At 64.7% G+C, this 19,411-nt stretch carries 18 protein-coding genes and 1 tRNA gene; 14 read left to right on the plus strand and 5 right to left on the minus strand.

The annotated features are described in order from the left end of the window. The first annotated feature begins 400 nt into the window (after positions 1-400). The 8 genes from ssd (at position 401) to QP884_RS03860 (ending at position 5,359) form a co-directional block, all read left to right on the plus strand. Positions 401-1,468 (plus strand): septum site-determining protein Ssd, encoded by a 1,068-nt coding sequence (gene ssd, locus QP884_RS03825; RefSeq protein WP_284820798.1) that lies wholly within the window; start codon positions 401-403, stop codon positions 1,466-1,468. Then, positions 1,465-2,643: a TadA family conjugal transfer-associated ATPase gene (locus QP884_RS03830; RefSeq protein ID WP_284820800.1), complete on the plus strand. Its 1,179-nt coding sequence runs from the start codon at positions 1,465-1,467 to the stop codon at positions 2,641-2,643. Before ssd ends, QP884_RS03830 begins: the two co-directional genes overlap by 4 nt. Next, positions 2,636-3,424, plus strand: a complete 789-nt coding sequence (locus QP884_RS03835; RefSeq protein WP_284820801.1) for a type II secretion protein F — start codon at positions 2,636-2,638, stop codon at positions 3,422-3,424. Before QP884_RS03830 ends, QP884_RS03835 begins: the two co-directional genes overlap by 8 nt. Then, positions 3,421-4,017: a type II secretion system F family protein gene (locus QP884_RS03840; RefSeq protein ID WP_284820802.1), complete on the plus strand. Its 597-nt coding sequence runs from the start codon at positions 3,421-3,423 to the stop codon at positions 4,015-4,017. Before QP884_RS03835 ends, QP884_RS03840 begins: the two co-directional genes overlap by 4 nt. A 24-nt stretch (positions 4,018-4,041) precedes the next feature. Beyond that, positions 4,042-4,230: a DUF4244 domain-containing protein gene (locus tag QP884_RS03845; protein ID WP_005327144.1), complete on the plus strand. Its 189-nt coding sequence runs from the start codon at positions 4,042-4,044 to the stop codon at positions 4,228-4,230. A gap of 55 nt (positions 4,231-4,285) precedes the next feature. Next, complete coding sequence (locus QP884_RS03850; RefSeq protein ID WP_005323101.1) at positions 4,286-4,600, plus strand: hypothetical protein; 315 nt, start codon at positions 4,286-4,288, stop codon at positions 4,598-4,600. Continuing rightward, positions 4,593-4,919, plus strand: a complete 327-nt coding sequence (locus QP884_RS03855; RefSeq protein ID WP_284820803.1) for an Rv3654c family TadE-like protein — start codon at positions 4,593-4,595, stop codon at positions 4,917-4,919. The genes QP884_RS03850 and QP884_RS03855 overlap by 8 nt, the downstream gene beginning before the upstream one ends. A gap of 242 nt (positions 4,920-5,161) precedes the next feature. Continuing rightward, complete coding sequence (locus QP884_RS03860) at positions 5,162-5,359, plus strand: hypothetical protein (RefSeq protein ID WP_005327148.1); 198 nt, start codon at positions 5,162-5,164, stop codon at positions 5,357-5,359. A gap of 7 nt (positions 5,360-5,366) precedes the next feature. On the opposite strand, the gene QP884_RS03865 is transcribed toward QP884_RS03860, so the two are convergent. Next, positions 5,367-7,730, minus strand: coding sequence for a Zn-binding domain-containing protein (locus QP884_RS03865; RefSeq protein ID WP_284820807.1), 2,364 nt, complete (start codon positions 7,728-7,730; stop codon positions 5,367-5,369). A gap of 176 nt (positions 7,731-7,906) precedes the next feature. Between QP884_RS03865 and QP884_RS03870 the strand changes: the two genes are divergently transcribed. After that, a complete protein-coding gene (locus tag QP884_RS03870; protein ID WP_204610420.1) occupies positions 7,907-8,110 on the plus strand; it encodes a cold-shock protein in 204 nt (67 codons plus the stop codon). A gap of 44 nt (positions 8,111-8,154) precedes the next feature. Here the strand turns inward: QP884_RS03870 and QP884_RS03875 are convergent, their stop codons facing one another. Further along, the gene (locus QP884_RS03875) at positions 8,155-8,784 is read right to left on the minus strand and encodes a DedA family protein (RefSeq protein ID WP_284820809.1); all 630 of its coding nucleotides are present in this window, start codon (positions 8,782-8,784) and stop codon (positions 8,155-8,157) included. Positions 8,785-9,032: 248 nt separating this feature from the next. On the opposite strand from QP884_RS03875, the gene topA reads away from it, so the two are divergent. After that, a complete protein-coding gene (topA, locus tag QP884_RS03880; RefSeq protein ID WP_284820810.1) occupies positions 9,033-12,008 on the plus strand; it encodes a type I DNA topoisomerase in 2,976 nt (991 codons plus the stop codon). Positions 12,009-12,026: 18 nt separating this feature from the next. Next, positions 12,027-12,620: a hypothetical protein gene (locus QP884_RS03885; RefSeq protein WP_284820812.1), complete on the plus strand. Its 594-nt coding sequence runs from the start codon at positions 12,027-12,029 to the stop codon at positions 12,618-12,620. Here the strand turns inward: QP884_RS03885 and QP884_RS03890 are convergent. Next, entirely contained in the window at positions 12,570-13,784 is a 1,215-nt protein-coding gene (locus QP884_RS03890) for a DUF418 domain-containing protein (RefSeq protein WP_434736447.1), read from the minus strand. The genes QP884_RS03885 and QP884_RS03890 overlap by 51 nt on opposite strands. A 37-nt stretch (positions 13,785-13,821) precedes the next feature. Beyond that, entirely contained in the window at positions 13,822-15,354 is a 1,533-nt protein-coding gene (locus tag QP884_RS03895; RefSeq protein ID WP_284820815.1) for an adenylate/guanylate cyclase domain-containing protein, read from the minus strand. Here QP884_RS03895 and QP884_RS03900 point away from each other — a divergent pair. Then, positions 15,353-16,591, plus strand: coding sequence for a DNA polymerase III subunit delta' (locus QP884_RS03900; RefSeq protein WP_284820817.1), 1,239 nt, complete (start codon positions 15,353-15,355; stop codon positions 16,589-16,591). The two genes, QP884_RS03895 and QP884_RS03900, sit on opposite strands and share 2 nt — an antisense overlap. 76 nt (positions 16,592-16,667) lie before the next feature. Beyond that, positions 16,668-16,743, plus strand: a tRNA-Thr gene (locus QP884_RS03905). A 57-nt stretch (positions 16,744-16,800) separates the two neighbouring features. Here the strand turns inward: QP884_RS03905 and QP884_RS03910 are convergent. After that, entirely contained in the window at positions 16,801-18,423 is a 1,623-nt protein-coding gene (locus QP884_RS03910) for an AMP-binding protein (RefSeq protein ID WP_284820818.1), read from the minus strand. A gap of 151 nt (positions 18,424-18,574) precedes the next feature. Between QP884_RS03910 and QP884_RS03915 the strand changes: the two genes are divergently transcribed. Continuing rightward, positions 18,575-19,390 (plus strand): GDSL-type esterase/lipase family protein, encoded by an 816-nt coding sequence (locus QP884_RS03915; protein ID WP_284820820.1) that lies wholly within the window; start codon positions 18,575-18,577, stop codon positions 19,388-19,390. Positions 19,391-19,411 lie beyond the last annotated feature (21 nt).

Raw genomic sequence — 19,411 nt, forward strand, 5'->3', positions numbered from 1 at the left:
CGGTGATTTGTATGCCACTAATGTGGGATTGGGAACCCGCGTGGGGGTGGCGCTGAGTGAACATGCATTCGGTGCAGGTCAGCGCCGTGACCGTGGAAATCTGCTGTTAGCTGTTGTGATTGGGTGGCGAACATGTCATAATAATGCGTGCAAGGCCCCGATATACTGTGCGGCCTGCCCCGGCTCACCCCCCGAGGCCGGGTTACTGACGGCCCGCGCGCACACCCCCCCCGATGCGCGGGCCGTCACCTATATCTACCACCGTGCGGAGCGGGTTATCCACAGATTTTTGGTTGAAACGACAACCAAACTAGGTCCACATGGTGACTTCGGGCGGGTTATCCACAGCGCTGCTGCCAGAGCCTCGCTGCGGTTGCGCGACTGTTTCAGGCTATGAGGCATGAACGCACTACACCCTGATTCCACCGTCATCGTCGTCGCCATTGGTGACGAAGCGCTGCGCGCCGAGGCCGTTCACGCCGCGGCTGCGACCAGCCACGATGTGCTGACCGTAACCGATCCCCGCGATATCCCACGCAGCCTGCCCGGCGCCTATGCGGTACTAGTTGATTCCTTGATGGCCCGCGTGGTGGCAGCAGCGCAGCGCACCCACACCGCGCCTGCGCCCGTGCTTTTCCTCGCTGCGGATCCCGGACCGATTGACTACGAGGCGGCGCTCGCCTGCCACGCGGAGAGCGCCTTTATCATCCCCGCCCAGGTGAAGGAGTTGCTGGCGAGCATCGCCGCGGCGGGCGCGCCGCAGGAAGCGCGGCCGGGCAGCGCGACCATCGCTGTGGTGGGCGCGAGCGGTGGGGTGGGTACTTCTACCTTCGCGGCCGCGCTGGCCCGCACCCAGTGCGCAGCCGACGGTCGCGCCCTGCTTATCGACGCCCACCCATACTCCGGCGGCCTCGACCTCCTGCTCGGCGTAGAAGCGGAACCGGGGGCGCGCTGGCCGGAGCTTACCGTGGGCGATGGCAGCATCGATGCCGCCGATCTCTACCGCGCGCTGCCTTCCACGCCTGATGGAGTAGCGGTGCTCTCGGCCGCGCGCAGCACCGTCGCGGATCCCTTCCGCTTGGAAAAAGACCTGCTTGCCCGGGTGGTAGGGGCGGCCCATGCGGGCGAAGGGGTATGCGTGGTGGATTGCACCCCGGAGACTATCCCGGATGCCTGTACTCACGTGGTCATCGTGGTGGCCGCGGAGGTGCGATCGGCAGCGTCGGCCGCGCAACTCCTGGTGCGTCTCGATGCCGCGCGGCGCAGGTGCGTGGTGGTGCTGCGGCAACGCCAGTGGGCGTCGTTAAGCGCGGCGGAAGTAGAACGCATCGTCCACAGCACGGTGCTGGCAGAATTGCCGACGCTCCGGGGCCTCACCCGCGCCGTAGAAATCGGCGGCCTGCCGCAGCGCCTCCCCGCACCCTTGCGCAAGGCCGCCCGCGCGGTCCTCGAGGAGGTCGGCGCATGAGCGAGCATAAAGCAGCACAAGAAACGCTGGAAAAGATGCAGCGCATCATTGCCGCCGAGCCCGAATTGGTGCATGATGCGGCAGCCCTGGCCCGGCGCATTCGCGCAGAAGCCGGCGTGATTAGTGACGTTGCAGTGCTCGACCTGCTGCGCCGCCTGCGCCAAGACGCCACCGGGATGGGCCCGCTCGATGCGGTGCTGGGGCGCGAGGGTGTCACAGACGTCGTAGTCAACGGGCCACACGCGGTATTCATGGACCGCGGCGAAGGCCTTGAGCGCACCGATATCACCTTCCGCGATGATGCCGAGGTCCGCCAGCTGGCCAGCCGGCTTGCGGCAGCTTCAGGCACGCGCCTCGATGATGCGCAGCCCTTTGCCGATGGCCGCGTTACTCGCCCCGATGGTGTCGTGCTGCGCGTCCACGCCTTGCTAAGCCCGCCCGCGGTGGCCGGGACTTGCCTGAGCCTGCGCGTACTGCGCCAAGCTCAGACCACCCTGCCCCAGCTCGTAGACAATGGCACGGTGCCAGAAGACATCGCGGCGCTGCTGTGCGCCGTGGTGGACAAGCGGATTTCCTTCCTCGTCATCGGCGGCACCGGTTCCGGCAAAACCACCCTGCTTTCCGCACTTTTGGGAACCGTCTCCGAGCGCGAACGCATCCTTGTTATTGAGGACACCGCCGAGCTTTCTCCGCACCACCCGCACTGCGTCAGCGTGGTCTCGCGCCGGGCCAACGCGGAGGGAAGCGGCGAGGTCACGATGTCACAACTGCTGCGCCAAGCGCTGCGCATGCGGCCGGACCGCATCGTGGTGGGCGAGATCCGCGGCCGCGAGGTGGTGGACCTCCTCGCCGCGCTCAACACCGGCCACGACGGCGGCGCCGGCACGCTGCACGCCAATTCCCTCTTTGAAGTACCAGCCCGCATGGAGGCGCTCGCCGCCCTCGGCGGCTTGGACCGCGCGGCGCTGCATTCGCAATTGGCGGCGGCTGTGCACATGGTGCTGACCATGGAGCGCACCCCGCAGGGCCGCCGCCTCGCCCATATCGGTTTGCTCGAGGGAAACCCAGTGACCCCACGCATCATCTGGAGCGCCGAAGATGGCCCGGCAGACGGCTTCGCGGAATTCTCCGCGCAGCTTCTGGGCGAGCCTGCCGGGGAGGCCAGCCATGCTTAGTTACCTCATCCTTGCCGCTGCGCTGCTTATACCCGCGCCCTCGAGTGCCGGCCGCTTGGCCTCAGCCACGCGCCGGGCACAGACCAGCTCGGTGGTGATCTTAGGCGCAGTCTTTTGCGGCAGCCTCGTCTTCTACTCGGTGGGACGCATCAGCATCGCCATCGCTGCCGCCATTATCGCGTGGTGCGTGTCCTGGTACGCGAAGGATATTGTGGCCGCGCGGGCGGAGCGGCGTGGCCGCGAGGGGCTGGCCGCTTACCTGGGCGTGGTCACCGCAGACCTGCGCGCAGGGGCGACCTTGGCTGGGGCGCTCGCCCGCGGCGTGGAGTCCCTGCCAGCCACCACCCCGCGCGAGGTATCCACAGCACTAGAGTCCACGGCCGCCCTTGCCGCGCGCGGTGCGCCGCCGCACATGGCGCTGACAGAAGCGCAGGGCGGCAAGGCCCTGTCAGAGCTTCACCGCTTAGGTCACTTATTAGAGCTTTCCACCTACCACGGCATTGCGGTGGCCAGCTTGCTCGACCAAGCCCAAAGCCGCCTCGACGCTTCCCGACGCCACCAGCAATCCACCTCCGCTAGCCTGCAAGGCCCCCAAGCCACCGCCACGGTGCTCGCGTGCCTGCCCATAGCCGGCATCGCCATGGGCGGGGCCATGGGCGCCAACTCGCTCGGCTTCCTTTTAGGCGGCGGTTTAGGCGGCATCCTCCTCGTGGTGGGCGTGGCGCTGGCCTGCGGCGGATTCGCCTGGTCGCGCGTCATTATCCGGAAGGCGGCCGCATGACCCCGCTCATCTTTATCGCCCTCGCCGCCCTTGTCGGCCTGCCATCGCACACCGCCCGCTTGGCACCTGCCAGCGCAACCGAGACCACCGCCAAGACCCCGCGCGATGGCCCGACCGCGCGCGGGGGACTGATAAGCAAGCTCAAGCCCGCCGTACCGCTGGATCCACTGGCAGTAGCTGGCGACGTCGAGCTCTTCGCAGCGTGCCTGGCCGCAGGGCTATCCGTACATGGCGCCACCACCGCGGTGGCCCGCACCGCGGATGCCCAGACCAAGGAACTGTGGGAGACCGTCGCCGCGCTGCTCGGCGTGGGCGTTCCCGCGCACTCCGCGTGGGGCCACATGAAGGGCCATGCGGGGCTGGAGGACTTAGCGCAGCTTGTCATCATGTCGGGCCAATCCGGCGCCACCATCGCGGCCGGGTGCCATCGAATCTGTACTTCTTTGCGCGCGGAAGCATCCGCCCACGCCACGGCGCAGGCGGAGCGCGCAGGAGTATTTATCGCCCTCCCGCTGGCGGTGTGCTTCCTGCCAGCATTCATCGTTCTAGGACTTGCGCCCGTAGTTATCAGTTTGGGCGCACAACTTCTCTAAACCTCACATGAAAGGACACTAATCATGCACGCACTAAATAAGTATTCCCAGCTCATCCGTAATGACGAGGGGATGAGCACCATCGAATATGCCATGGGATCTTTAGCGGCCGCCGCGCTTGCCGGGGTGCTCTACATGGTCATCAACGGCGGCGGGGTGGTCGATGCCATCGAGGGCATCATTACCGACGCCCTCTCGAATACCCCGAGCTAGCGACGCTCTTTAACCGCGGCCGGCGGGCCCAACCCGCCGGCAGAAAGGAGGAATGATGCACAGGGTATTTGATGACGATGGCTCCGTGACCATCGAGGCCGCCTTGGCTTTAAGCTCCCTGGTCTTGGTCGCGGCGGGAATCGTGGGTGCCATTGCCACGCTGGCATCCTATATCGCCGCGGTGGACATGGCGGGCGCGGCCGCGCGTTCGCACGCCATCGGCGTCGAATACCATCCCCCGCGCGAGGATGCCCAGGTCAGCGTGGAGGAAAGCGGTGGGTTGGTGAGGGCGTCGGTAAGCGTCGATGCCCCCGTCGGCACCATGCGCTCCGAGGCGGTATTTCCGGCCGAGGTGGGCGGAAATGAGTAGGCCGAGGCGCTGCGGCGAGGAAGGCTATGCCACCATTGCCGCGGCCGGCATCATCGTCGCCATCGTGAGCCTCCTGCTAATCGTGGCGGCAGTGGGCTCGCGCGTGGCCGCGCGCCACGAGGCCCAAGTGGCGGCCGACCTCGCGGCGGTTGCCGGTGCCTGGGCCCTCGCTACGGGTGAAGATGCTTGTGCCGCCGCGCGCGATACCGCCGCGCTCAACAACGCCACCTTAGAAACCTGCTCCGAATCCGGCCGCGATGTCATTGTCACCGCCACAGTCCGTGGCCGGTCCACTCAAGCGAAGGCCGGGCCGGTATGACCTGGCAGGAAGCAGTAGTGCGCCTTATCCCCACCGCGGTGGCAGCCGTAGCAGGCTTCATCGCTTGGCGGGAATACCGCCGAATGAATTACTGGATGGTATTTTCTCCCCACAATTCTGGGATTATTATCGGACGTTGAAGGAGATTCCCCTTTTATCAACACGCTGTGGGATTTTGCCCAAGAGTTTAAAGAGGGTGAGCTCGACAAATCTGCCCCGAAAGAAGAAAGAGGCGATGCTCCATGAGGCATCCGCAAGGCTCGCCTTTTTACGAGCCGAATCCTGAAGTGCGGCGCACTCGCGCACGTGCAGCGGCGGAAATTCAGCGCATAATATTGGAGCGGTTTCCTCATCGGCGTGAGGAGCTATTGCAGCGCAGCGCCGACTATGAATACGCGCGGGCGCAACGAGTAAATGAAGAAGAAGGCAAAACCGCTTAAGTTGAGGCTAGCCCTGCGTCATGGTGACCAGCGCACCCAGTAGCTTGATGGCACCGTCCTTGCTCAGCGGATTGTTTCCGTTTCCGCACTTGGGCGACTGGACGCACGACGGGCAACCGGCTTCGCACGGACAAGAGCGCACCGCCTCGAAGGTGGCCGCGATCCATTCGGGGAAGCGGCGGAAGCCTTCTTCCGCAAAACCGGCGCCGCCGGGGTGGCCGTCGTAGACAAAGACGGTGGGCAGCTGGGTATCGGGGTGCAGCGCGGTGGACACGCCGCCGATGTCCCAGCGGTCGCAGGTGGCGATAAGCGGTAATAGGCCAATGGCGGCGTGCTCGGCCGCGTGTAGGGTGCCGGGCGTATCGGAGGCCGTCACACCCATGGCGGAAAGCGCCATCGGATCGATGGTGTAGGCCACCGCCCGGGTGACCAGGCGCTGTTCGGGGAGATCGAGGGGGATATCGTCGCCAATGGTGCCATCGGCAAGCCGCACCTGGTAGCCGGTGACGCGGTCGGTGACCTCCACCTCCACGTCCGCCACCCACAGCCCTGGGGAGTAATTGACCAGGTTATCGGCCTCGCGCAGGATGCGGATATCCGTGGTGGAGCGCGGAGTCGTGGAATAGTCCGGGGCCTCGGGCCGGGCCAGCGCCAGGTAATCGCTGAGGATGAGCTCCTCGATGACAAAACTTTCGCCCTGGTGCAGGTACACCGCGCCGGGGTGGACCTGGCTGGTAGCGCGGGCGGCGTCGATGGTGCCGAGCAGGCGGCCGTCGGAGGAATCTACGATCATGACTTCCTCGCCTGCCCCGCCGCGCAGCGACACCGCGGTATGCGCCGTTTCGGGCGAGAGTTCCTCCGGTGAATGGGCAGGGACGGGCACGGCGAACCAGCCGCGCTCGCGGCGGCGCAGCAGGCCAGATTCGGCCAGCTGGTGAACCACATCCTGCGCGCCCCAAGCGGCAATCGTGGCATCATCCAGTGGCGTTTCCACCGCGGCGCAATAGACGTGGCCGAAGAGGATATACGGATTGGCCGGGTTGAATACGCTGGCCTCCACCGGCCGGCCCAGCAGGGCCTCGGGGTGGTGGACCAGGTAGGTATCCATCGGCTCATCGCGGGCGATGAGCACCACGAGCGAGCCCTGCCCGCGGCGGCCGGCGCGCCCGGCCTGCTGCCAAAAGCTCGCGACGGTGCCCGGGAAACCGGCCGTGACCACGGCATCGAGCCCACCGACGTCGATGCCCAGCTCGAGGGCGGAGGTGGTGGCGACGCCGAGCAAGGAGGCGTCGTCAAGCGCGCGCTCCAACTTGCGGCGGTCCTCGGCCAGGTAACCGGCGCGGTAGGCGGCGATGCGCTGGGCAAAATCGGGCCGGCCGAGGCTACCGGAGAGCACCTCGGCCGCGCGCATGGCCACCACCTCGGCCGAGCGGCGCGAACGCACAAAGGTCATGGTGCGCGCGCCCTCGGCGATGAAGGAGGCCATCATCTCGGCCGCCTCGGTGGTGGCGGCGCGGCGCACCGGCGCCCCGTGCTCGCCCTCGGCCCCCTCGATAAAGCCCGGCTCCCATAGCGCCACGGTGCGCGCGCCGGTGGGGGCGGTGTCCTCCGTAATCGCGCGGGCAGGCCGGCCGGTAAGGCGCTGCGCGTGCCGGCCTGGGTCCTTCATGGTGGCCGAGGCATAAATTACCGTCGGCCGCGAGCCATAGTGCGCGCACAGGCGCAGCAGGCGCCGCAGCACCAGCGCCACGTTCGCGCCAAAAACGCCCCGGTAGGAATGGCATTCATCAATGACGATGAACTCCAGGTGCCGCAGCAGCCGCGCCCATCGCGCGTGCGCCGCCAGCAGCGACATATGCACCATATCTGGGTTGGAGAAAATGAACCGCGAATGATCGCGCACGCCCGCGCGGGATTCCTGCGGCGTATCGCCGTCATAAGGCGAGGGCACCACGCCCTTGAGCGCCGGAATGCCCCGGCACAGCTCGAGCACCGCCTGCAGCTGGTCCGAGCCCAGCGCCTTGGTCGGGGTGAGATACAGCGCGCAGGCGGTCGGCTCCTGCGCCAGCCGGCTCAGGATGGGCAGCTGGTAGCCCAGGGACTTTCCCGAGGATGTGCCGGTAGAAATTACCGTATCCTCGCCGGCCCAGGCCGCCTGCGCCAGCTCGGCTTGGTGGCTATACAGCTTGCCGACGCCCCCTTCGACCAGCTTCTCCTTCAACTCCGGCAGCACCCATTCGGGCCACTCGGCATACTGCGCGCGCTGCGGCGGCAGGGTGGTGTGAAATGTGAGAGTGGACTCATCGAGGCGGCGCTGGATGAACTCGAGGAGCTCTTCTCCCAGGGGATTATCCGTTTCCGGGTGAGCCAATTTCTACCCCCTCATGAGTTAGGCCTATCGCTTTGGCGTGGAACGTGTCACACTTATATGAGGCCAATGATGTCTTGGTGCGGTGTTTACACTTTAAGGTACTGCTAAAGGACGCATTTACCGAACCCCTCGGCGCGGAATCGCCGCACCGCCAATCAAGAAAAGGACTGCACACCATGGCACAAGGAACCGTTAAGTGGTTTAACTCTGAAAAGGGCTACGGCTTCATCGAGCGCGCGGACGGCGAAGGCGATATCTTCGTCCACTACTCCGAGATCCAGGGCAGCGGCTTTCGCACCCTAGAGGAAAACCAGCAGGTCACCTTCGAGGTAGGCTCCGGTCCGAAGGGCGAGCAGGCCCAGTCCGTGTCCGTAGTTTAGGCGGCCGGCTCCCCTGCTCAGGCCTTTCTGCTCAGGCCTTCCTGCTACGGCGTTTCGGCGTAGCCGCGGCGGGTATCCCACCACTCGGTGAACTTATTCTGCAGTTTCTGCAGGCCCACGCCGATGACCACGGCGGCGATGATGCTGACCACCACCGCCAGCACGGGCGAATTGGAAAAGGCCATGCCGCCCAAGTAGCCGATGGCGAGTGCCTCGGCCGCCCAGAGCGCGACGCCGATGGTGTCGAAGAAGACAAAGACGATCCACGGGAACCGCATTGATCCCAGCAGGATGGTCATAAACAGGCGCGCTGAAGGAATGAAGCGGGCAATAATAATGGCCGCACCGCCGCCGCGGCGCATATTGCGCTTGACCCACTTGAGCCCCTCGTAGGCCTTCGATCCCTTAGGTACGCGCTGGAGCAGAGGCATGAAGCGCGTGCCCAGCAGGAAACAGAGATTATCGCCCATCATGGCGGCAATGAGCGCCACGAAAAACATGGTGGGAAGGTGCGGAAAGCCCTGGGAGCCGGACCAGGCGCCGGCCATATTGAGCGGGATTTCAGAAGGCAGCACGGGGAAGAAGCAGTCACCAAAGATCAGTACGCCCACCAGCGGGTAGATCCACTCTGTGGACATGACGGATTCGATCCACATAGTGATGGTGTCAACCATGAATACTCCCCGGGCGTCGTCTTGGGTGTGCTATCGTGCCCCACAATGCTTTCACAGCTACTGGGCGTTCTAAGTAGGCCAGTATAGACCCGTTCCGTGGGGGTACATAGTGCCCCTGAAAACGGCCTTTTGGCAGAACCGCGTATATGGTGCGAGAAAGGAAACGCAGATCAACTGTGTACGCTAGGGGCGATTGCTGAAAGCGTGCAAACCTTATTGTTCGCATCATCGAAAGGGATGAAGTCGAAGTGGCAGAAGCAGCCGGGCCGGGAAAGACCTTGGTGATCGTCGAGTCGGCGACGAAGGCGAAGAAGATTCAGCCTTACCTCGGAGATAACTACATCGTGGAGGCCTCCGTGGGCCATATCCGCGATCTTCCCCGCGGCGCTGCGGACGTGCCGGCTAAGTATAAGAAGGAATCCTGGGCGCGCCTCGGCGTAAACCCGGAGGATGACTTCGCCCCGCTGTACGTGGTGAGCCCCGATAAAAAGAAGAAGGTCGCGGACCTCAAGTCCAAGCTGAAGCAGTGCGACCAGCTTTACCTCGCAACAGACCCTGACCGCGAGGGCGAGGCCATCGCCTGGCACCTGCTCGAGGTCCTCAAGCCCAAGGTGCCGGTGCGCCGCATGGTCTTTAATGAGATCACCAAGTCCGCGATCCTGGAGGCCGCGGATAATACCCGCGATCTGGATTACAACCTTATCGACGCCCAGGAAACCCGCCGCATCCTCGACCGCCTCTACGGCTATGAGGTCTCCCCGGTGCTGTGGAAGAAGGTCATGCCGCGGCTTTCTGCCGGCCGCGTGCAGTCGGTGGCCACCCGCGTCATCGTCGAGCGTGAGCGCGAGCGCATGGCGTTTATCCCCGCGGACTACTGGGATCTGGCCGCCACGCTAGATACCGGCGCTGCGGACGCGGACAACCCTGCTACTTTCGACGCCCGCCTCACCGCCGTCAATAGCAAGCGCGTGGCCTTGGGCCGCGACTTTGATGACCGCGGAAACGTCAAGAGCAAAGACGTCATCGTCATCACCGAGCCGCAGGCCAAGGCGCTAGAAACCGCGCTGCGCGGTGCGGATATGCAGGTCGCTGGGGTCGAACACAAGCCCTATACGCGCAAGCCCTATGCGCCGTTTATGACCTCTACGCTGCAGCAGGAGGCCGGCCGCCGCCTGCACTTTACCTCTGAGCGCACCATGCGCATTGCGCAGCGACTGTACGAAAACGGACACATTACTTATATGCGTACGGACTCCACCTCGCTCTCCAAGCAGGGCCTGTCCGCTGCGCGCAATTCCGCTACCAGCATCTATGGCGCAGAGTACGTCTCTGATTCCCCGCGCGTATATGACCGCAAGGTGAAAAACTCCCAGGAGGCTCACGAGGCCATCCGCCCGGCCGGCGAGTCCTTCGCCACCCCGGGCCAGCTCTCCGGCCAGTTGGATGCGGAGGAGTTTAAGCTCTATGACCTGATTTGGAAGCGCACCGTCGCCTCCCAGATGGCCGATGCCAAGGGAACCTCCATGAAGGTCACCGTAGCCGGCACCGCCGCCACCGATAAGGGCAGCTACGACGTGGAATTTTCCGCCACCGGCCGCACCATTACCTTCCCCGGCTTCCTGAAGGCCTACGGCGCGGACGATGCCAAGGGTGACAAGAAGGGCGAGACCCGCCTGCCACACTTGGAGGAGGGCCGCGGTCTGACCGCCAAGGAGGTCTCCGCCGACGGCCACTCCACCAACCCGCCGGCGCGCTATACCGAGGCCAGCCTGGTCAAGAAGATGGAGGACCTGGGCATCGGCCGCCCGTCCACCTACGCGTCCATCATCAAGACCATCCAGGACCGCGGCTATGTGGTCTCGCGCGGCAATGCGCTGGTGCCTTCGTGGGTTGCCTTCGCCGTCGTAGGCCTGTTGGAGGAAAACTTCACCGAGTTGGTGGACTATGACTTCACCTCTTCCATGGAAGACGAGCTAGACCAGATTGCCACCGGTATCGAGGACGGCACTGCTTGGCTTAATGGCTTTTACTTTGGCAACGCCGAGGCCAACGAGCAGAAGGCGGCTTCCATTGCCCGTCACGGCGGCTTGAAGTCGCTTATCGACGTCAACCTGGAAGCCATCGACGCCCGCAAGGTCAACTCCCTGCGCCTCTACACTGACACCGAGGGCCGCGATGTCTTCGTCCGCGTAGGCCGCTACGGACCGTACATCGAGCGCGCCGTTGGTACCAACGACGACGGCAGCATCGAGTATCAGCGTGCTAACCTGTCCGAAACCGTCACCCCGGATGGTTTGAACGAGGAGCTGGCGGAAAAGCTTTTCGCCACCCCGCAGGGCGGCCGCGAGCTGGGTGAGAACCCAGAAAACGGCCGCATGATCGTGGCCAAGGAAGGCCGCTTCGGCCCCTATGTCACCGAGGTTGTCCGCGAGGATGAGCGGGAGAAGGCCGAGGGTGAGGCCGAGGAGATCGTCGCCAAGGAGCGCGCCGAGGAAGACAAGCAACGCGCCGAGGAAGGCAAGCGCGCCAAGAATTGGGAAACCAAGACGGCCGCGAAGCAGAAGGAAAAGCGCGTCAAGGAGTACATCGAGAACAAGCTCAAGCCGGGTACGGCGTCGCTGTTTAGCTCCATGGAACCCTCCACCGTGACTTTGGAGGAGGCCCTCAAGCTGCTTTCCCTGCCGCGCGAGGTGGGCGAGGACGACGGCGTGATGATCACCGCGCAGAACGGCCGCTATGGCCCGTACCTGAAGAAGGGTACCGATTCGCGCTCGCTGGCCAAGGAAGAGCAGATCTTCACCATCACCTTGGACGAGGCCCGCCGCATCTACGCCGAGCCGAAGCGTCGCGGCCGCGCAGCGGCTCAGCCGCCGATTAAGCAGCTGGGCGATAACGACGTCTCCGGCAAGCCCATGACCGTCAAGGACGGCCGCTTCGGCCCGTATGTCACCGATGGCACCACCAATGCCTCCCTGCGCCGCGGCGATGACCCGGAGCAGCTTACCGACGCCCGCGCGAACGAACTCCTTTCCGAGCGCCGCGCCAAGGAAGCTTCCGGCGAGACCAAGAAGAAGTCCACCAAGAAGTCCTCTAAGAAGACGACGAAGAAGAAGGCAACCAAGAAGGCCACCAAAAAGTCCACGAAGAAGGCTGGAAAGAAGGCGACTAAGAAGCCTTCGCCCGGTACGAAGAACGTGGTAAAGGCCGGCTCGCGCAAGAAGTAACCGCGTAAGGTGGCGGGCATGAAGGATTTTCTTGCCCGCACCCGAGAAGGCGCCGCGGCCCTGTGGCGCGCCGTCACCATCAAAACGCGGCCGCAGCTTTTGGCCTCGGTACGCGAAGAGCCCGCCGTTGGCGCCGGAGTTGTAGCCGGAGCTATTGGCCAGGTGGAAAAGGCCCGCCGGCTGACCCGTCCTTCGGCGCTTGGCGTGGCGGCCGTAACGGCGAACCACGCCGCCTATGCGTGGAGCCTATATCGTCGCGGCGCGCGCAATGATGCTCTGGGCTGGGGCCTGCGCGCGGCAGCATGGTGCGCGGGCGTTGCCGCCACTCGCACACAGCCGACGGCCGCCGCGGTCGCGGTGGGCGGCGCGGCGGTGCTCACGACCTCGGCTTTGGCGGGAGACCCAGCGCTGCGCACCGAGGCCGGCAAGGGCATGAGCCACGGCGCCAACCTGCTCGTTGTGGCCGAGGGGCTGACGGCCCTGCGCGCGGCGCTCGCGCAGCACTATCGCGGTAAGCGGAAGCAGGGGGCGCGCCTGGTGGGTGCGGCCGAGGCGGGCGCCCTAGTTGTCGGCCACCTGCTGCTCATTGATGGCCTGTGCCGCACGCGGTAGCTGCGGCTGCATCGTCGGACCGTAGGACAGCCGGCGGTGCACCGCCTCGAACGGCCCGCGGAGGTCGAAGACTTCCAGCACGCAGGCCCCGATAAGCGTGGCCAACCACACCGCGAAGGCCAGCGCGGCCTGGCCGAAGGCGCCCAGATCGTGGCCGAAGTCCAGCGTGAAGGGGTGCACGAGGAAGAAAAAGAGAATGGACTGCCCCACGTAGCCGCTCATGGAGCGCTTGCCCAGCGCCGCAAAGGGCCACAGCACCGCGGGCAGCGGCGCGCCGCCCGAGAGCCGCTCCTGCACCGGCTGCAGCAGCAGCGCGAGCCCGGCCAGGATGCCAGGCCCGGTAAAGACTCCGATGAAAGCGTTGGCATTATTGGCCGCATTGGCCCAGCGTTGCCCGATGACCCCCAGCGTGCTCAAAGACCACAAGCTACCGATTACGACGGTAATGGCCACCGCGATGGCGACCCAGCGCAGGAGGGTGGGGCGGTGAGAGGGGACGTCGGCAAGCACGCCCTGGCGCGCCCACACAAAGCCCACCAGCATGACGGGCAGGTACATCAGCACAATGATCGGCGTGGCAACGGCCTGGCTGCCCAGGGTAATAAGCTGACTGAGCAGCAGATCTGGATAAGACTCGATGGTGCCAATGCCTTCCGTGGCCACCACGCCGAGGGGATCCAAGGCACCGGAAATAAAGGCCACCACCCCGCCCAGCGCGCACAGCGCAAACAGAATATAGGCAACGAGCATGAGGGTAGAATCCCGTTTGCGCAGCAGGAATGCGATGATAATTCCCGCCACGCCATAGAAGAACATAATGTCGCCCCAAAACAGCAGCACCAGGTGCACCGCGCCCATCACCGCCAAGAAGGCATAGCGCTTGGCGATGACCCCGCGCGCCGCCCGCACCGGAAACCCGCGCCGCCACAGACTCATCGCAATAAGCCCCACGCCAAAGCCGAGCAGGGTAGAAAACATGGGCAGGCCGCGGTTGTGGACAAAGAAGGCGCCGAAGACGACGGCCGCCTTATCCCACGCGCTGCCATCGATGATGCCGCCGAAATAGCTGCCCGGCCGGTCGGTGGTGATGATCCATGCCGTGGTCATATTGGCCATGGCGATGCCTAGAAGGGCCATGCCGCGCGCCACATCGGGCACGATCATGCGCGGCCGGGGAGCTGAGCTCACTTAAAAAACCTCGTTATACCTCGGAACGTTCTGCCAGGGTAGCGCGGATAGGGCGAGCCAGCTGGGTCATGCGGTGACGCCCGCGCAGCTCAATGGATTTCATCATAGTCCAGCGGGCCTGCTCGGCCTCATTGGCGGTCTTGAGCGTGGCGGCGTTGGTAAGCACCTGGCCCGGGGTGTCCTTAGCGAGCTCGGTCAGGCGCGCGGCCTCGTTCACGGCGTCACCGATGACGGTGTATTCGAAGCGATCCGCGCCGCCAATGTGCCCGGCGACGACGTGCCCCGCCGCCACGCCGATGCCCGCCTGCAGCTCCAGCCCGCGCAACTCGCCGCGCAGCTCGCGGGCGGCCTGCAGGGCCATGGAGGCGGAATCATAAACATTGAGCGGCGCGCCAAAAACGGCGAGGGCGGCATCGCCTTGGAACTTATTAATGATGCCTTTATTGCGGTGCACCACCTGGACAACGTGCTCGAAGAACTTATTGAGCTCCTCCACTACCTCCTCGGGGGAGTGGTTGACGGCGAAGGTAGTAGAGCCGATGACGTCAATGAAGAGCACCGCGACCTTGCGGTCCTCGCCGCCCAACTCGGGGCGCTCCTCTAGGGCGCGCTGCGCCACCTCGGTGCCGACGTAGCGGCCGAAGATTTCGCGCACGCGCTGGCGCTCGCGCAGGCCGCGCATCATCTCGTTGAAACCGGCCTGCAGCACGCCCAGCTCGGACCCGTCATAGATATCGACCTCGGCATTGTTTTCGCCGCGGCGCACCCGGTTAATGGCGTCTTGGAGCTCCACGATCGGGTCCACCACGCTCATCACCGCGAAGCTAGTACCGATAAAACCGGTGGCCAGGGCGGTAAGTGCCAGGGCGGTAATGGCAGGCACGAGGTCTCCTGCGGTGCCGGAGAAGAGCCCGGTGCGCTGTGCGATGAGCACGAGCAAGATGCCGACCAACGGCACGCCGGAGGTCATCAGCCAGGTCGAAATGAGGCGGTACTTGATGGGCGGCTCCAGGGTGGCATCCTCGAAGCGGCGCGCCACCGCCTGGGCGGCCACCGGGCGTACGAGGCGCTCTGCCTGCAGGTAGGTCAAGATGACCACCACGAGGCCGGCCAGGGTGGCGGACACGCCCACGACGAGCCCGAGGCCGCCGGATTCCCGGCCGGAAATCACCACGGCCAGGATGATGCCGATAAGCCACACCGCGGCCGCCACCACGGATTGGTAGACGGGGATGCGCAGCACCAGGTTGCGCACCATATTCGGATCGTGCTCTTCCGGGTTGCGCTGCCAGTCCAGCACCGGGCGGAATAGCAGCAGGGTGACGGCGATGCCGATGACCACGGCAAAGATGAGGTACACCGCGGCGACGCCCATCAGGCTGGGCAGCTCGGCGGCAAAATCCTTAATCTCCGGCATCGGTAGGAAATAAAGGACAAAGGTCATGATCGCGATGGCGCCGATGAGGTTCGCGCCAAGGACTAAGGCGGCGTAGACCGGCCATTGGGTACCCATGAGCCATCGTGCGCCGCGCAGTAGTCTGTTCATGCTTTCATACTTTAGTAAGACCAGTAGGCTAGGGCGAGTGAATACCGGAAGCGTTGCGCAAAGATTGGCAGATACCCCAGGTGTGGCCCGCACTATCCTGGGCGCCGCCCGGGCAGCTCGGGGGATGCCGGGGGCAGACCCGCGGGCGATGAGCCATTCCTGGCTATTTACCGGCCCGCCGGGCTCCGGCCGTTCCTTGGCTGCCATCGATTTTGCGGCCGCGCTCATGTGCACGGACCCGGAGGAACCGGGCTGCGGCCGGTGCGAGGCCTGCCGCGCGGTGCTGGAGACCAAGCAGCACACCGATCTCGTCCTCGTGGATCCGCAGGAGGTCATCATTCCCGTGGATACGGTGCGCGAGGTCATCGGTCGCGCGGCGAGCCTGCCCACGGTGGCGCCCTGGCGCGTGGTGATCTTCAATAATGCCGACCGCCTGAACAATAACGGCGCGAATGCCCTACTCAAGACGGTAGAGGAGCCGCCGGCGCGCACCGTGATCGTCATGTGCGCGCCTTCCGACGCCCCCGAGGACTTCTCCCAGACCCTCCGCTCGCGTTGCCGCCACCTCTACATTCCCTCCCCGTCGGTGGAGAGCATTACCGCCCAGTTGGTCAGCGAGGGCGCCTCGGATCACGACGCCCACTTGGCCGCCCTCACCTCCCTCCGTCACGTCGGCCGGGCGCGGCGCCTGGTCAACGATCCGGCGGTGCAAAAGCGCCGCGCGGTGGCCATCAACCTGGCAGAGGAAGTTTTCCACGGCTCCCAAGGCTTCCAGGCGGTGACCTCGCTGCTGAAGTTGGTGGACTCGGAGGCGAAGGAGTCGCATAAGGAACAGGAAGAGGCCGAGCTGGCGAAGCTGGAACAGACCCTCGGCGTGGGTGCGAAGGGCAAAGGTGCGGCCAAGGCGCAGCGCGACGCCCGCTCTGCGATTAAAGACTTACAGGATCAGCACAAAAAGCGGGCGAAGCGCCGCGTGATGGACAACCTGGACCTGGTGCTGGTTGATCTCTCCGGCGTCTACCGCGATGCGCTCATGCAGAAGGTGGGCGCGCAGGTGGATCTCACCCACCCGGATTTTGCTGGACTTTCTGGCGAGATCGCGCAGCGCGTGAGCGAGGAAGGCCTGCTGGACTGCCAGGCGGCCATTACGCTGTGCCGCGAGCAGCTGACCCAAAACGTCGGCACGCAGATTGCTTTCGACGGGTTGGTGGGCCGCCTGCGCCGCGCGTGCCTGTAGGTGGGGCCCGATTTCTATTCCGCGGCGCCCCTAGGTTAAACTCTCTCTTGCTGCACTGGCGCATGCCGAGCAGCGCGCCGCCTTAGCTCAGTCGGTAGAGCATTTCACTCGTAATGAAAAGGTCGCGAGTTCGATTCTCGCAGGCGGCTCCACAGAGGCCGCAGGTGTATAGCCTGCGGCCTTTCGCGGTTTCGGGGGTGGGAGGTGCGCTAAGCCTCCCCGTAGTTATTGAGCAGGCGCGGGACCACCTTGCCGGTGGCGTTGCGCGGGAGCTTGGCCAGGAAGTGCACGTCGCGCGGCACGGAGTGATCGGCAAGCTTGGTGCGGACCCAGTCGCGGATGGCGTCGGCGGTGAGGGCCTTTCCGGCGGCGTCGGCAGTAGGCACCGCCCACACAGCGATGCGCTGGAAGGTCTCGCTATCCTCTACGCCGCCAGCATGCACCTCGTGGATGCCGGGCATGGCCTCGAGGACCTCGGTGACGGACTGCGGGTGGACGTTCTCGCCGCCGACGATGATCATGTCATCGGCGCGGCCGACCACGTGCAGGAAGTCGTGCTCGTCGATGTAGCCCAAGTCGCCGATAGAAATGAGCCCGTCCACCTTATTGAGCCGCAGGTTCGGGTTGGTATAGCCGGTCATTGCGGTGGAGTTGGTCAGGTAGATCTCTCCCACCTCGCCGCGCGGAACCGGGTGTCCCTCCTTATCGAGGATGCGCAGCTTCGTGCCCGAGGCCACGCGCCCGGCGATGGTGGGGTTGGCGGCGACCTGATCCATGGTGGCGGTCGTCGCGAGCGCGAGTTCGGTGGATCCGTACACGTTGCACAGGATGGCGCCAAAGCGCTCATTGGTCTCCTTGACCACCTCCGGGGTCAGCGCATTGCCGGCCGAGGCGATGAACTGCAGGCTCGAGGTATCAAACTCGCCAGCTGGGTCCCGCTCCACCAAGCGCTTAAAGAAGATGGGGGAGGAAATCATGCCATCGAGGCGGTAGCGCTGGACGTCGTCAAGCACCTGCTCCGCGTCGAATACGCGCCGGGTGACGATGGTATTGCGCAGGCCCAGTGCAATATTGATGCAGGCCCAGCCCCAGGTGTGAAAAATGGAGGCGGTCAGTTGCAGGCGCTGGTCGGCGCGCCACGGAATCGTATCCACGATGGAGGCCAGCACCACGGGCAGGGTAGGCTCCGGCCGCACAATGCCCTTCGGAATGCCGGTGGTGCCGGAGGACATGAGCACGATTGCGCCGTGCTTGGGGAAGCGCGGCAGCTCCGCGGCCGGTGGGTTCTTCACAATTTTATCGAGTTTCGGCAGATCGCTTGCGCCCGTATCGTGCGCGATGATGACCGGGATATCGGTGTCCACGCGGTCAATGAACTCGTCATCTACAACCAGCACGTTGATGCCGTTTTCCTCGATGCAGCCGGCCAGCTGCTCCGGGGAGGAGCCCACGTTGAGCAGATAAATAGAAGCGCCCACATAACCCTTGGCGCCGAGCGGAATGATGATGCCGCGGCCGTTGCGCGCCATGACGCCGAGGCGAATCTCGGGCAGGTCCAGCGAGCGGAGGTAGCGGGCGAAGCCTTGCGTGTGGGTGCGCAGCTGGCGGTAGGTGAGGGTGCCGTCGTCGTCGATAAGCGCCAAGCGCTCGGGGCAGGCAAGGTAGCCCTGTTCGATCTCGCGCGCGGTGGTGAAGCGGTAGCGGGCCAGGTTTGGCAGCAGATTGATCTGGGCCTTCGTGCCGCCTTGGTGGCTGACGAGTCCGGCGTTGAGAAGCGCCGGCACGAACCGGCCGAGGGCTGCGGCGTGGAACTTGAAATCAGAGAAATTCACGGTTGGGATAGCTCCAAATAAGCAAAGATAACAAAAAGGTAACCATGGACGATATCGTGAGAGAGGCGCGCGGTGTTGCCGCCAACTCGAATTATGTTACAGAAGTGACTACAGTTACCTGAAGTTACTGGTGTTTCTAGAAAAGGATCTCATGAAATCTCTGCAGCTCAAAGTCCTCTCCGTGGTGGCGTCCGCGCTGGCCGTCGTAGGCGTGGCTGTCGCGCCGCAGGCCACCGCCGCGGAGCGCAACCTGGTAGCCTTCGGCGATTCCGTCTTGGCGGATCCAGACGCCGGCTCCTACTTGGCCCACCGCTACGATCCCTCTAAAGGTGTGGGCGTAGATTGCCCGACCTCCAATAACTACGCCAAGCGCGCCGGCGCCAAGCTGCGCCTTCCGGTGCGGGACTTCTCCTGCTCCGGCGCCGTGTCCATGTCCCGCGGCCCGCAGATCTTCCAGCAGGTGGATGCGGCCATCCGTACCGGCGCGCTGAGCCCGGCCACTAACCGCGTGGTCATCACCACCGGCTTTAATGACACCTACAACCACCGCGATATGAGCCTGCCGCAGATTCGCAAGGAGTTCGCGGACCGCACCGCCCCGCAGATCGAGCGCATTAAGCGCGCGGCCCCGAACGCTCGCGTCCAGATCGTGGGATACCCCACCATCGGCACCGGCCCTTATTACTGCCTCTTCCACTTCGGTCCGCGCCCGGCCGATTCCACCTTCCTGCCGGGCATCCAAGACTTTGAGAATAAGGCGCAGTGGATGCAGGTGGATCTGGCGGCGCGTACCGGCGTGCAGTTCTTGGATATGAAGCCTTCCACCCGCAATAACGGCATGTGCGCCGATGCAAACCAGCGCATGTGGGCTGGTCTGGTGGACTTTACTGCTGGCGACGGCAACCTGCCCATCCATATGAACCAGCGTGGCCACGAGCATGCGGCCAACGTCATCGCCCGCTCTTAAAAAGAGTTTTCAATAATGCGC

This window comes from Corynebacterium tuberculostearicum (assembly GCF_030229345.1).
GTDB classification, from domain to species: Bacteria; Actinomycetota; Actinomycetes; order Mycobacteriales; family Mycobacteriaceae; genus Corynebacterium; species Corynebacterium tuberculostearicum_G.